Raw genomic sequence first — 12,991 nt, forward strand, 5'->3', positions numbered from 1 at the left:
ACCAGGAAATCGGCTCTTGACCCGAGGCGCTGAGTCCGTTCGATGCCGGACGCCCACCGGAGGCGATGGTTCTACGGTAGCCACTTGTGAACGCAGGCACAAAGTCACTGGTGAGCGCTGTGGTCAGCGTCTCTAGCGCGCGTTGACCGACACCGTGTGAAATCCGGTCGCCCCGTCCGGCACCGTGCCGACCCGCTCTTCCGTCTGCGTGTAGCCGGACTGATCCGTGGCACGGACGGCGACCTGATGCTGACCAGCGGCGACGTCGACCTCGGTCCACCACATCCGCCAGGTGTCCTTCGACGTCTCGGCCGACAGGACGGTCTCCCGCCACGGCCCCTGATCGACCCGGATCTCGACCTTCGCGACGCCGGTGTGCTGCGCCCACGCGATCCCGGACACGACGACCTTGCCCGCGGTCACCGCCGAACCGGGCGCGTCGATCCGCGACTGCGTCTTCACCGGCCCTTCCCGGCCCCAGCCGCGGTTGAGCCAGTACGCCTCGCGCCCCTTCCAGGTGGTGATCTCCAGTTCGGTCACCCATTTCGTGGCGGACACGTAGCCGTACAGCCCGGGGATCACGATCCGCGCGGGGAAGCCGTGTTCGATCGGCAGCGGTTCGCCGTCCATGCCGATGGCGAGCATCGCGCCGCGCCCCGGATCCAGCGCGGCTTCGACGGGGGTTCCGCAGGTCCAGCCGTCGACGCTGGTCGCGAACAGCTGCTCGGCGCCGGGTTTCACGCCCGCCTCGGTCAGCAGGTCGCGCAGGTCGATGCCGATCCAGCGCGCGTTGGAGATGTACGGGCCGCCGACCTCGTTGGAGACGCAGCACAGCGTGACGTCGCGTTCGAGCAGCGGCCGCGAGCGGATGTCGTCATACGTATAGGTGACTTCGCGGTCGACCATCCCGTGGATCCGCAGGCTCCAGTCCTCGGTGCGGACCTGCGGGACGACCAGGGCGGTGTCGATCCGATAGAAATCCTTCGAAGGAGTGAGATAGGGCGGGGTGCCGAACTTCACGAAGTCCGCGTCGGGCGGGATCGGTGGCGCTGTCCTCGCCGCGACGAGCCTGCCGACGGCGGCGCGCGACTCCTCGGCGTTCTTCCTGGTCCCGACGAATTCTCCGGTCAGCGCGGCGACACCGGCCCCGGCCGCGACGGAGGCACCGGTGATCAGCACCTTCCGCCGGTCCGGCCCTTCACTCTCCCGAGGGTCGAAGAACACGGGCGGCAGGAAGAACCGGTGCAGCCAGGTGAAGACGACGAGCGCGGCGACCGTCGCGGCCACCGGCGCCAGCAGGGAGATCTGCCCCAGGTCGGTGCGCACGTAGACGGCGGCGACACCTGCGATACCGAGGAGGCCGACGAGCACCTGGCCCGGCAGTGGTTTCCTCCGCGATAACTGTCCGGCGAGCAGCGCGATCAGCACCAGCACCACGGCGAGGCCGATCTTGAGGATGGGCTTGTCCCATGTCTCCAGCGTCCGCTCGGCCCAGGCGACGACGGCGTGCGGGCTGTGGTCGATGACGAAGTTCGCGACGGCGACGAACGGCGAAGCCGTGTACCCGACGAAACCCGCGACCAGATGCCCGACGCCGAGCGCGGCGGCGAGAGCGAGCAGCCCGGTCAGAGCGGCTTGCGGGAAGGTGAGCCTGCGTTCTTCGTCCACGACTCCATCTTCGGAGCGAAACCGCCCGAAGATCGGCTGTTCGCCCTTACGAGTGTGTTACGCCAGTGCTTTCCGGAGCCTGTCCTCTTCGACCCGCCAGTACCCGTGCTCGGCGTCGTCGATCAGGATCACCGGCACGCGGTCGCCGTATTCGGCCCGCCATTCGGGGTCGCTGTCGACGTCCCGCGCCGACCAGGCGACGCCGAGTTCGCCGCAGATCCGCTCGATGTCCTGTTCCGCGACCTCGCACAGATGGCAGCCCGTGCGGGTCATGACGGTCACGTGGTGCGCCATGCCTCAATCCTTACCTGGCCCGAGACGATCTTTCCCGCCGAGGGCCCATCAGCGCAGCCGAAGCCTGCGCAGCTTGCCGGTGGCCGAATGCGGCAGGGACTCGGCGAATTCGACGGTGTGCGGCACCTTGTACCCGGCCAGGTGCTCCGCGCAGTGCTCGACGACCTGCTGTTCCGAGAGCGACGCGCCGGGCGCCGGGACGACGACGGCCTTCACCGCTTCGCCAGTGCGCTCGTCGACGACGCCGACGACACCCGCCTCGACGACCTCGTCCAGCATCGAGATCACGTTCTCGACCTCGTGCGGATAGACGTTGAAACCGTTGACGATGATCAGGTCGTTGGCCCGGTCCACCAGGTGCAGGTCGCCGTCGGTGTCGAGGTAGCCGACGTCGCCGGTACGGAACCAGCCATCTTCGCCGGGCCCGTGCGAGCCGTCGGGCCAGTAGCCGGAGAACAGGTTCGCGCCGCGGATCGACACCAGCCCGGTGCCGCCGTCCTCGTCGAAGGCGTCGCCGAGTTCGTCCGGGTCTTGCGGGACGGGTGTCGCGTCGCCGTCGCTGTCGACCAGCCGGACCTCGACGCCGGGCAGCGGCCGCCCGACCGAACCCGGCTTCGGGTAGCCGGTGACCAGCGTCGTTGTTACGACGGGCGCGCATTCGGTAAGGCCGTAGCCCTCGTAGACGTCCAGTCCGGTGGCGCCGCGGAGCGCGGTGAGGATCTTGGGGTGCAACGGTGCCGCGCCGGACGTCATCCGCCGGACGGTGGAAAGGCCGGCGCCCAGCTCTTCGGGGTCCATCGCGGCGAACTCGGCGTACATCGCGGGCACGCCGGCGATCGAGGTCACCCGGTACTCGGCGCAGTCGGCAAGGGTCCGCTCGGCGAGGAAACGCTCGGACAGGATCGCCGTCGCACCGACCGACGTGATCTGCAACAGCCCCGGCCCGAGGCCGTAGACGTGGAACAGCGGGATGGTGATGAGCACGCGGTCGCCGTGCACGAGCGGTGTCGGGACGATCCGGCTCAGCTGGTCGAGATTCGCCAGCAGCGCCCGGTGCGACAGCATCACACCGCGCGGCGGGCCGGTCGTTCCGGAGGTGTACGAAATGACCGCTATGTCCTCACCGGCCCCAGCCAACTCGACCGGTTCGACTGCTCCATCCGAGGTAACAGGCGGTGAGAGGCTTGTCACTCCATCGAGGAGTTCCTCGCTCACTTCGCGTTCGAGGACGAGCCGCGCGCCGCTGTGCTCCAGCAGCCCGTTCAACTCCGCCACCGGAGCTTGCGGCGAGATCGGGACGACCACCGCGCCCGCCCGGAGTGCCCCGAACAGCGAGACGGCGAACGCGGCCGACGTCGGCAGCCGCAAGGCCACCCTGTCGCCACGCTCGATTCCCGCGTCGAGCAGGGCCCGGGCCAGTGCGTGGGCGGCGTTGTCGAGTTCCGCCCAGGTCAGCGAGACCCCGTCACCGGTCTCCTGGACGGCCGCCTTTCCAGGCCACTGCCGGGCGGCCTCGGCGAGCAAGGTGGGCACGCTTCCTTCGGCAACCTGCTCCGCACTCAACTGCGAACCTCTTCCCTCGGTGAACGGCGTTGTCAGTTTGTCATCTCGGCCACCGTCATGGGTGTCACTCGCTTTCGTCGCAGTTCCGTAACCCCGGCACCGCTACCTACTTCGCGGTAACTACACGTATGCTGCTGGTCGTCGTCGAGTGGTGTTGATCACTCGATGGTGAGAAAGGGAGTCCGGACGTGCAGATCTTGCAGGCCCACGCGGCGGTGGGACATGCGGGCCGGTCTTCCCTGTCCGGAACGGGAGGTGCACCGTGACCCTTCCCGTGCCGAATCCCGTCTCGATGCTGGCGGGCCACATCCTCCGCCGGAGCGGTTTCCCCTCGGTTCCGGCGTCCCGGCCCAAGCCCGAGGAGGCATCGGATGCCGCCGCCGAGGCCGCGAAGGCCGAAGCGTGGGAACTGGTCAGCGCCGCGCAGGACGGCGACACGTCCGCGTTCGGCCGTCTCTACGACCGCTACGTCGACGTCGTCTACCGCTACGTCCTGTTCCGCCTCGGCGACCGGGACCTCGCGGAGGACGTCACCAGCGAGACCTTCCTGCGTGCGCTGCGCCGCATCACGTCGGTGAGCTACCAGGGGCGCGACGTCGGCGCCTGGTTCGTCACCATCGCGCGCAACATCATCCTCGACCACGTGAAGTCGAGCCGGTTCCGCCTTGAGGTCGTCACCGACGAGGTCGCCGAGCCGAACGGGGCGCCGATCGGGAACGTCGGCGTGCAGGCCGTCGCGGGTCCCGAACAGCAGGCCATCAGCCGCGCCACCCGTGCCGAACTGCTGCGTTGCGTCGCCGAACTCGGTGAAGACCAGCGCGAGTGCATCGTGCTGCGGTTCATGCAGGGACTCTCGGTCGCCGAGACCGCGGCCATCATGAAGCGCAACGAAGGCGCCATCAAGGCCCTTCAGCACCGCGCGGTACGCCGTTTGGCACAACTTCTGCCCACCGGATTGCGTTAACCCGCCGATATACCCACCACCACCCTCAACGGAGACGCTCCGCGTCGCTGTAAAGTTCTAATATTTACTCCTGACCGGGCCTTGCCGTAACTCCTGGGCGTCCCCGCTCGTTTTCCCAGCCAGACCGGTGTCAGGACCGGGCTGAGCAGATGGAGACTTCGCCGTGGGCGTGCCGGGATGGTTCGCACGGGAGCGGGCGGACGGTGACCGCTTCGCGGACCTTGTCGACGGCACCGCACCACAAGACGACGAATTCGCGCACGAACTCGCGCTCGTCGGCGGCTTGCGCGAATTGGGCGCCAGCGGCACTCCCGACGCGGAGACTCGGCAACGTATCCGCGACGAGATCGCCGGACGTCTCGCCGAAGCCGAAGCCCCGCCGAAGCGCCGTGGCCACGCCGTCGCCAACCTCTCCGCCGCCGCCGTCGCGCTCGTACTCGCGCTGGGCGGCATCACGCTGCTGCTGTCGAAGGACGCGTTGCCGGGCGATCCGCTCTACGGCATCAAACGAGCGGGTGAATCGGCCGCGCTCAGCCTCACCTTCGACGAGCGGGACAAGGCGAAGAAGCATCTGGAGTTCGCCACGAACCGCGTCGGCGAACTCGGCGAACTGACCCGCCAGGGCGCGTCCACCGGCGCCTATTTCACCGGCCTCGCCGACTTCGAGACCGATCTGCGTGCCGGCGTCTCGCAGCTGACGGCGATCGTCACCGATCAAGGTGGCCAGACCCGGCTGGCCGAACTCCGCACCTGGGCCCAGCAGCAGTCCGACCGGCTCGGCTTCCAGGTCGGGAGCGCCCCCGCCGAGGCGCACGACAAGTTCGCCGCGGCCCGCGTCCTGCTCGACAAGGTCCAGGCGCGTACGACGGATCTCGGCTCGCGCTTGGTCTGCTACACGATCACCACGGGCTCGTCCGACGAGCTGGGCGCGCTCCCGGCCGCCGGTGACTGCGTCCGCGACCCCGGCTCCCCCGACGCCGTCGTACCGCCGGTGACGCCGTCCGCGCCGTCCTCGGCCCCGACCGGGTCGCCGTCGCCGTCGCCGACCTCGGCGCCGCCGTCGTCCGGCGTGGACACCGCGGCCCCGACCGGACCGCTCACGCCGCCCTCGGGAGGCGTGCCACCGCCCGTCGTGGCCACGCCCGCCCCGACGACGAAGACACCTCCCCCGACGACCACCACCCGACCGCCGCCGCTGATTTCGATTCCGCCGCTCATCCCGGGGTTACCGCCGATAGTCATCGGCTGACGCTCCGTCGCGGAAGCGGGTTCACCAAACAGACACTGAGGGAGGCGCCACACCCGGGACGAGCCGGTGAAGCGCTCGCTACGCTGTGCGTAGGCACCTGGGATTCCGGAGGCGGTGTGCGTGTCAGTTTGGCGGGGCAGGGATAAGAGTCAAGAGCTCGAACGGCTGGCCGAGCTCGCGGGCGAGGCGTCGGCCGAGGCCGCCATGGCGACCGCGTCCGCCGAAGCCCTCGAACCGCCCGCGCCGCCCGCTCCGCCGGACCTGACCGCGGCCGCGTTCTTCGACGTCGACAACACCATGATGATGGGCGCGTCGATCTTCTACTTCGCCCGCGGCCTGGCCGCGCGCAAGTTCTTCACCTCCGCCGATCTGGCCGGATTCGTCTGGCAGCAGGTCAAATTCCGGCTCGGCGGCCGGGAGAACAAAGAGGACATCAAGACCCACCGCGAACGCGCACTGTCCTTTGTGGCCGGTCGCACCGTGCAGGAACTCACCGACATCAGCGAAGAGATCTACGACGAGCTGATGGCGGACAAGATCTGGTCCGGCACCCGCGCGCTCGCGCAGATGCACCTCGACGCCGGACAGCGCGTCTGGCTCGTCACCGCGACCCCGATCGAGCTCGCGGCCATCATCTCGCGGCGCCTCGGCCTCACCGGCGCGCTGGGCACCGTCGCGGAGACCAAGGACGGCGTCTACACCGGCCGCCTCGTCGGCGACCTGCTGCACGGCCGCGCGAAGGCACACGCCGTCCGGGCGCTGGCGTCACGCGAAGGGCTGAATCTCAAGCGCTGCACGGCGTATTCGGACTCGCAGAACGACGTCCCGATGCTGTCGGTCGTCGGGACCGCGGTCGCGGTGAACCCCGATGGCGGACTTCGCGACGTCGCGCGGGCGCGCGGCTGGGAGATCCGCGACTTCCGGACCGGACGGAAGGCCGCGAAGATCGGCGTTCCTTCGGTGCTCGGCGTGGGTGCCGTGGCCGGCGCCGTCGCGGCCGGCATGGCCTACCGGCGCCGCTGACCCGTAACTCGCGTGCTCAGAACCGTGACTCGCGTGCTTGAGGCCGGAAGTCTGAGTTCCGGCCTCAAGCACGCAAGTCACGGTTCTGAGCACGCGAGTCACGCGGTTCTAGCACGCGCAAGTACCGCAACCAGAGGACTGAACGCGGCGGGGATCGCCATGACCTCGGCTCCCATCCCGCTCCCCAGTGCCAGAGACCGGCGCAAGTAGGTGACTAAGTGCGGAAGGCGGTCAGCCCTTGAAGACGCTTTTCCGCTGCGAAAGGCGTTTGTACAGCGTCTGCTGGATCGACTCCCGCACCTGGTCGGTCAGCGTGAACACCAGCATCGGGTCGTCCACGGCGTCCGCGTCGTAGGTGTCCGTGCGGATGGGCTCGCCGAACTCGATGCTCCACTTCGTCGGCAGCGGGATCGCGCCGAGCGGGCCGAGCAGCGGGAAGAACGGCGTCACCGGGAAGTACGGCAGGCCGAGCAGCCGCGCGAGCAGCTTGATGTCGCCGACCTTCGGGTAGATCTCCTCCGCGCCGACGACCGACACGGGGATGATCGGCACCCCGGTCCGCAGCGCCGCGGAAACGAAACCACCGCGGCCGAACCGCTGGAGCTTGTACCGCGACGAGAACGGTTTCCCGATGCCCTTGAACCCTTCCGGCCAGACGCCGACGAGTTCTCCGTTGCGCAGCAAGCGTTCCGCGTCGGCGTTGCAGGCGAGTGTCTGCCCGGACTTGCGGGCGAAGGAGCCGACCAGCGGCACCTGGAACACCAGATCCGCGCCGAGACCGCGCAGGTGCCTGCCGCCGGGGACGTGATCGTGCACGGCGACGGCGGTCATCAGCGCGTCGAGCGGCAAGGTTCCGGAGTGGTTCGACACGAGCAGCGCGCCGCCGTCGGCGGGCAGGTTCTCGACGCCGAAGGTGTCGACGCGGAACCACTTCTCGAACAGCGCGCGCAGCGGCGGCAGCAGCAGGGTTTCGGTGAGCTCGGCGTCGAAGCCGAACTCGTCGACGGTGTAGTCGCCGGTCAGCCGGTCCCGCAGGAAGCCCAGCGCCGTCCTGAGCGAGGCCGGGAGGAGGTCCGCGTCGGCAGGGCGGGTCCGGGCGGGCGAGACCCGCGCGGAGCCGGGGAACTCGACGACGGGCGCATCGGCCCGACGCTCCTGTTTCAGCTTTTCTTGTGCCTCTTCGGACTCGCGAAGATCCCGATCCGCCTGAGCCGCCGGGTCCGGCTTCTCTCTGCCGGGGCCGTGCAACGGGATGACCTGCGCTTCTGCGCCGCTCACGTCTTCCGCCTCGCCTTCATGAGAGTTCTCGTGTGGCCTGCTCACCGGTGTCCCGCCTGCCCTGTCGCCGCGGCCACCAGGACCTTGCCCGCGAATCCGGCCAGCCTGCCGCCGTCCACCACGGGCCTGAGCCCGCGGCCGGTGATGTAGTCGTCGAACGCCTCGCGCGTCGTCCAGCGCGGTGTGTAGCCGAAGTCCTTCTTGAGCTTCGTGATGTCCACGACCCGGCCGAAGTTCAGCAGCCGGACCTGGTCGGCGGAGAAGTCGACCACGCGGGCTCCGCGCAGGACCTTGCCGATCGACGGGACGACACCGCTGGGCATCGGCAGTTCGACCCGGCCTGCTCGCCGGATCGCCTGTGAAAGGGTGAGTACCCCTTCCGAGCCGACGTTGAACACGCCGGGGTTGTCGTTCAGCGTCGCCTGCTCGAAGACGGCCAGCGCGTCCGAAGCATGCAGCAGCTGGATCCGCGCGTCGTAGCCGAAGACGGTCGGGACCACCGGCAGCGCGAAGTAGCGCGAGAGCACGGTGTCGATCTCGGGGCTGATGATGTTGGCGAACCGGAACAGCGTCGTCGTGATGTCGGGACGGCGGCGCATGAGCCCGCGCACGTACCCTTCCATCTCGACGGCGTCCTTGGCGTATCCGCTGGTCGAGGTGGGGATGAGCTCGGAATCCTCGGTGAAGACAGCCTGCGAACGCGCCCCCGCGCCGTAGACCGCGGCCGTCGACTTCACCACGAGCTTGCGCACGAGCGGCGAGCGCTGGCAGGCCGCCAGCAGCCGCATCGTGCCGATGACGTTGACCTCTTTGATCGCCGTGCGGCGAGCGGGCCCTGCCGGATGCGCGGTGCACGAGGCGTGCACGACGGTGTCGACCTTGGCCGTGCTGATCACCTTGGCGATCAGCGGGTTGCGAATGTCCGCGCGGACGTATTCAGCGTGACCCATGCGCTGCAGTACCGACTTCTGCGGAGGCGTGGTGTCCACGCCGATCACCCGCTCGAACTCCGGATTGTTGCCGAGTCTGGCGAGCAGTTTCCCGCCAAGGTCTCCCCCGACCCCGGTCACGAGCACGATGTTCGACGGCATAGGACTCCCTGCGGCTTGGTCGGTTCTCGGACTTCGATCACGGGGTCCTGATGACCTTGAGTGCAAACTTGATCTACCGAGCGTGCGCGAACCTGCACTCACTGGAAGCATCGCGCGGCGACCCTTGAGATGTTACCGCTCATTAGGGGTAGTCGAGCCAGCGCTTACATGCTATTAACCCGGCGCTCGCAGAGGGGATACGCGTCTCACTCGAATGGGCGGACGACGTCCACTAAATGGGAGTGGCCCGCCCAGAAACTGGACGGGCCACTCACCGGCTGTGTCTTACTTGCCGGCCTTCCTACGCTGAACGCGCGTCCGGCGCAGCAACTTGCGGTGCTTCTTCTTCGACATACGCTTACGGCGCTTCTTGATCACAGAGCCCATAGAGCGCTCCTTCCTTCGTCGTCGGTCACGCTGCCCGGCGCAGCGTCCAACGGGTGGAGCGCACAGGCACGAGCGGTCTTCCAGGGTACTCGCGCCCCGGAAGACGCCCTCCGGCGGGCACACTGTGCTCCGCGAAGCGTGCCTCAGCCCACGTCGAAGTACGCGCCTTGCAGATATTCGTGAACGGCCTTTTCGGGCACTCTGAACGACTTCCCCACGCGCACCGCGGGCAACTCGCCCGAGTGAACGAGGCGGTAGACGGTCATCTTGGAGACCCGCATCAGCGTGGCCACCTCGGCGACCGTCAGGAACTGGACCTGGCCCACTGTGTTGACCTTGGGCAGATCATCCTTCTTGTTCGACGGCATGAATCACCGTGCCCTTCGACACGTGTCGCGCCACGAGGCTTCCCCACCTGTGGTATCGACACGCACGTGCTCTCTTGAGAGTAGCGGGACACGTGTGGCTAAAGCGACGCGAGTCACCGAGATGGGCCCGTCCGACCCGCAATTAGTCACCTACTTGCGGGGGCACCTGCTCGCACGCGCCCCTCGACCGGCGCAAGTAGGTGACTAATTGCGGGGCAGGGGTCGCGTCGCACGCGCGGAAGGGCCCCTTCGTCCCAGCACCGCCCGGCCCCGCGCTTCCTTCCGCGGCCGGTGAGGTGTCGGTACAGGTGGTCGTGAGTGGCGCGTTTCGGGCGGTTCGCGTGATTGGTTGGACAACACAGGTGATTGGGTGGAGAACACACGTGTCCAGCCGGACGACTCGCGGCTCACGACCGCAACCAGGTGACTAATCGCGAGGTTCGTGAGCGGCGCCCAGTTCGGTCGAGCGGTCCTTCGCGGCCTCGATGGCGGCGAGCAGCGCCGCGCGGACGCCGTGCTTCTCCAGTTCGCGGATGGCGTTGATGGTCGTTCCGGCCGGTGAAGTGACGGCTTCGCGCAGCAGCACCGGGTGCTCGTCGGACTCCGCGAGCATCTTCGCCGCCCCGACCGCCGACTGGATGATCAGCTGCCCGGCGAGCGCGCGGGGAAGGCCGAGCAGGATCCCGGCGTCGATCATGGCCTCGACCAGGTAGAAGAAGTACGCCGGCCCGGACCCGGACAGCGCCGTGACGGCGTCCTGCTGCGACTCCGGCACCTCGACGACCTGTCCGACGTGCGAGAGCAGCTCCTTCACCAGCGCGATGTGCTCGGCGGTCGCGTGCGCACCCGCGGAGACCGCGCTCATCGCCTCTCCGACGAGCATCGGGGTGTTCGGCATGACCCGCACCACCGGGACGCCGTCGGCCAGCCTGCGCTCGTACAGGGCGGTCGGCAGGCCCGCGCACAGCGAGACCACCAGCGACTCCTTGCCGAGCAGCGGCGCGAGGTCGGCGAGGACCGGGTCGATGTCCTGCGGTTTGACCGCGACGACCAGCACGTCGGCCCGGCGCGCGGCGTCGGCGACGGTGACCCCCTGGACGCCGTAGCGCTCGGTCAGTTCGGCCGCGCGCGCCGGATACCGCTCGGTGAACAGCAGGTCAGCGGGGCTGTGCCCGCCGTGCAGCAGGCCCGAGAGCAGGGCCTCTCCGATCTTTCCCGCACCCAGAACCGCGATCACACTCATGCGGTTCAGCGTGCCAAACCGCCGTCAGCCCCCGGGCGCCGGGGCAAGCGCCAGCTGACGCGCCTGACAGACCAGCCTGCCCTGCGAATCCACCACGACGGCGTCCGAATCGAACCAGGCCTCGTGCACCGAATGGGCCTGCACGATCACCCGCAGCCAGCCCGGCGCGGGCCGGGTGCGCAGCAACGCGGTCAGCTGGACGGTCGGCGACCAGCCGACGCGGCCGAGGTTGTAGACCACCGGCGGGTTCACGTCCCCCGCGAGCAGGGCGAAGAACGGATCCGGCAGACCGTGCCGCGGCCGGACCCACAGCCGCATCTTCGGCGGGTCGCCGATCCGGCCGTGCAAGTAGCCGACGCTCGCCGGATCCAGCCGGACCTCGCACCCCTGCGCCAGGTTGAACATGCCTTCGGACGTCTCACCGGTGACGGGCACCGCGCCGGGCGGCGGCTCCGCGGGCATGGCGGGGACGTCGGTCCACTCCGGCCGCCGCATCGGCAGCCGTCCGGTCGTCACCCTGGCCTCGACGCAGCTGCGGCCCCGCTGCTCCAGCAGGACCGCGACGACCGAGGCGCGCCGTCCGACCTTCCGGACGTCGGTGCGCAGCAGCACCGGCCCCACCGCGGGCGGGTGCAGGAACTCCGCGCTGATCGCCAGCGGCTCGGACGGTGGCTCGCCGCGTTCGTGAAGAAGCGAGAGGGCGGCCCGCGCCATCAGGGCCATCAGGAAGCCGCCGTGCGGATGCCCGCCGATCGACCATTCCGTGCGCAGTACCGCTGTGAAAGTGCCGTCACCCAGTGAGCGCGTCGCGCATGCCGCGTCGAAGGAGGTGCCCGTGTCGTCGGCCGCGCTCACCGAGCACTGACCCAGGCCACGAGCCGATCCATCGGGGTGCGGGAGATCAACAAACGCAGCTGGTTCACGGTCGGAACTTTACGTGTACCAGGGCCTCGGGCGCAGGGAGGAATGAATCTCCGCACCTGGAGACGATCTTTGTCACTGACCGAGGTGAAACCTCGCGAACAAGAGTGACTCCGCGAGATCTCTCGACCGCTGTGCCGCACCCGGTGCGCGGCGGGCGTTGATCTCCAGCACGACCTGTCCGGAAAAATCGCTGTTCACGAGCTTTTCAAGGAGTTCGGCGCAGGGTTCGATCCCGCGTCCGGGCACCAGGTGTTCGTCCTTCGGGAGGCCCGTGCCGTCCGCCAGATGGACGTGCGTGAGCCCTTTTCCCATCCGTTCGGCGAGTGCGAGGGCGTCCATCCCGGCTGCCGCTGTATGGGACAGGTCGAGCGTGTAGTGACGAAACCCTACGTCCGTAGGGTCGATCGAAGGCCGGAAAGCCGACACGCGCGACGTCCGCGAGCCACCGGGCGGGCGGACCTTGAACATGTTCTCGACGGCGATCTCGATGCCGCTCTCTTCTTCGAGTTCGTCGACGAGGTCTCCGAACGCGTCGCCGTAGCGGCGCTGCCACCGGAACGGCGGATGCACGACGACCGTGCGCGCGCCCAGTTCCAGCGCCGCGTCCACGGACATCCGCAGGCGCACCTCCGGATCCGGCGACCACACGCGCTGGGTGATCAGCAGCGACGGCGAGTGGATCGACAGCACCGGCACGCCGGTACGGCGCGACCAGCGGCGCAGCGCGGACACGTCCTGGCTGACCGGGTCGGCCCAGATCATCACCTCGACGCCGTCGTAGCCGAGGTCGGCGGCCATCTCGAAGGCCACACCCGCCTTCAACGGCCAGACGGACGCGGTAGATACGCCGACGGTGATGTTTGTCGCGCCGTGTTTGTCTGTCGCGCCCTTCGCGATCTCGCTGCCAGGGCGCGAGTCCCCGAGAGCACTCACGTGGAG

13 protein-coding genes are annotated in these 12,991 nt (G+C 68.7%); 3 read left to right on the forward strand and 10 right to left on the reverse strand.

From position 1 onward, the window contains the following. Positions 1-132 precede the first annotated feature (132 nt). The 3 genes from ACLARN_RS04230 to ACLARN_RS04240 are packed head-to-tail and all read right to left on the reverse strand — an operon-like array spanning position 133 to position 3,525. Entirely contained in the window at positions 133-1,668 is a 1,536-nt protein-coding gene (locus tag ACLARN_RS04230) for a molybdopterin-dependent oxidoreductase (RefSeq protein WP_409489942.1), read from the reverse strand. A gap of 57 nt (positions 1,669-1,725) precedes the next feature. Next, a complete protein-coding gene (locus ACLARN_RS04235) occupies positions 1,726-1,962 on the reverse strand; it encodes a glutaredoxin family protein (RefSeq protein ID WP_007030874.1) in 237 nt (78 codons plus the stop codon). 48 nt (positions 1,963-2,010) lie between these two features. Continuing rightward, positions 2,011-3,525, reverse strand: a complete 1,515-nt coding sequence (locus tag ACLARN_RS04240) for an AMP-binding protein (protein WP_409489943.1) — start codon at positions 3,523-3,525, stop codon at positions 2,011-2,013. A 262-nt stretch (positions 3,526-3,787) separates the two neighbouring features. Between ACLARN_RS04240 and ACLARN_RS04245 the strand changes: the two genes are divergently transcribed. The 3 genes from ACLARN_RS04245 (at position 3,788) to ACLARN_RS04255 (ending at position 6,761) form a co-directional block, all read left to right on the forward strand. Continuing rightward, a complete protein-coding gene (locus ACLARN_RS04245) occupies positions 3,788-4,489 on the forward strand; it encodes a sigma-70 family RNA polymerase sigma factor (protein ID WP_409489944.1) in 702 nt (233 codons plus the stop codon). Positions 4,490-4,652: 163 nt separating this feature from the next. Then, positions 4,653-5,738 carry a DUF5667 domain-containing protein gene (locus ACLARN_RS04250; protein WP_409489945.1) on the forward strand — a complete coding sequence of 362 codons (1,086 nt, stop codon included), beginning with the start codon at positions 4,653-4,655 and terminating at the stop codon, positions 5,736-5,738. Positions 5,739-5,858: 120 nt separating this feature from the next. After that, positions 5,859-6,761: an HAD family hydrolase gene (locus tag ACLARN_RS04255; RefSeq protein WP_037308177.1), complete on the forward strand. Its 903-nt coding sequence runs from the start codon at positions 5,859-5,861 to the stop codon at positions 6,759-6,761. 231 nt (positions 6,762-6,992) lie between these two features. Here the strand turns inward: ACLARN_RS04255 and ACLARN_RS04260 are convergent, their stop codons facing one another. From ACLARN_RS04260 to ACLARN_RS04290, 7 genes are all read right to left on the reverse strand, one after another. After that, on the reverse strand, positions 6,993-8,084 hold the full coding sequence (locus ACLARN_RS04260; RefSeq protein WP_409489946.1) for a lysophospholipid acyltransferase family protein: 1,092 nt from the start codon (positions 8,082-8,084) through the stop codon (positions 6,993-6,995). Continuing rightward, on the reverse strand, positions 8,081-9,130 hold the full coding sequence (locus ACLARN_RS04265; protein WP_409489947.1) for an NAD-dependent epimerase/dehydratase family protein: 1,050 nt from the start codon (positions 9,128-9,130) through the stop codon (positions 8,081-8,083). Before ACLARN_RS04265 ends, ACLARN_RS04260 begins: the two co-directional genes overlap by 4 nt. Before the next feature lie 285 nt (positions 9,131-9,415). Beyond that, positions 9,416-9,517: a 30S ribosomal protein bS22 gene (locus tag ACLARN_RS04270; RefSeq protein ID WP_007030867.1), complete on the reverse strand. Its 102-nt coding sequence runs from the start codon at positions 9,515-9,517 to the stop codon at positions 9,416-9,418. Positions 9,518-9,660: 143 nt separating this feature from the next. Next, entirely contained in the window at positions 9,661-9,885 is a 225-nt protein-coding gene (locus ACLARN_RS04275; protein WP_409489948.1) for a helix-turn-helix domain-containing protein, read from the reverse strand. Between the two features lie 427 nt (positions 9,886-10,312). Next, positions 10,313-11,128, reverse strand: a complete 816-nt coding sequence (gene proC, locus ACLARN_RS04280) for a pyrroline-5-carboxylate reductase (RefSeq protein ID WP_409489949.1) — start codon at positions 11,126-11,128, stop codon at positions 10,313-10,315. A gap of 24 nt (positions 11,129-11,152) precedes the next feature. Beyond that, complete coding sequence (locus ACLARN_RS04285; RefSeq protein ID WP_409489950.1) at positions 11,153-11,983, reverse strand: thioesterase family protein; 831 nt, start codon at positions 11,981-11,983, stop codon at positions 11,153-11,155. A 141-nt stretch (positions 11,984-12,124) separates the two neighbouring features. Then, positions 12,125-12,850, reverse strand: a complete 726-nt coding sequence (locus tag ACLARN_RS04290; protein WP_409490018.1) for a sugar phosphate isomerase/epimerase family protein — start codon at positions 12,848-12,850, stop codon at positions 12,125-12,127. Between the last annotated feature and the right edge of the window lie 141 nt (positions 12,851-12,991).

Origin of the sequence: Amycolatopsis sp. cmx-11-12, assembly GCF_046269425.1 — a bacterium.
GTDB lineage: Bacteria > Actinomycetota > Actinomycetes > Mycobacteriales > Pseudonocardiaceae > Amycolatopsis.

Excerpts from the sequence above, each read along its gene's own strand:
- ACLARN_RS04235 (WP_007030874.1), bottom strand. The coding sequence starts at position 1,962 with ATGGCGCACCACGTGACCGTCATGACCCGCACGGGCTGCCATCTGTGC.
- ACLARN_RS04265 (WP_409489947.1), bottom strand. The coding sequence starts at position 9,130 with ATGCCGTCGAACATCGTGCTCGTGACCGGGGTCGGGGGAGACCTTGGC.
- ACLARN_RS04270 (WP_007030867.1), bottom strand. The coding sequence starts at position 9,517 with ATGGGCTCTGTGATCAAGAAGCGCCGTAAGCGTATGTCGAAGAAGAAG.
- ACLARN_RS04275 (WP_409489948.1), bottom strand. The coding sequence starts at position 9,885 with ATGCCGTCGAACAAGAAGGATGATCTGCCCAAGGTCAACACAGTGGGC.
- proC (WP_409489949.1), bottom strand. The coding sequence starts at position 11,128 with ATGAGTGTGATCGCGGTTCTGGGTGCGGGAAAGATCGGAGAGGCCCTG.
- ACLARN_RS04290 (WP_409490018.1), bottom strand. The coding sequence starts at position 12,850 with ATGGCCGCCGACCTCGGCTACGACGGCGTCGAGGTGATGATCTGGGCC.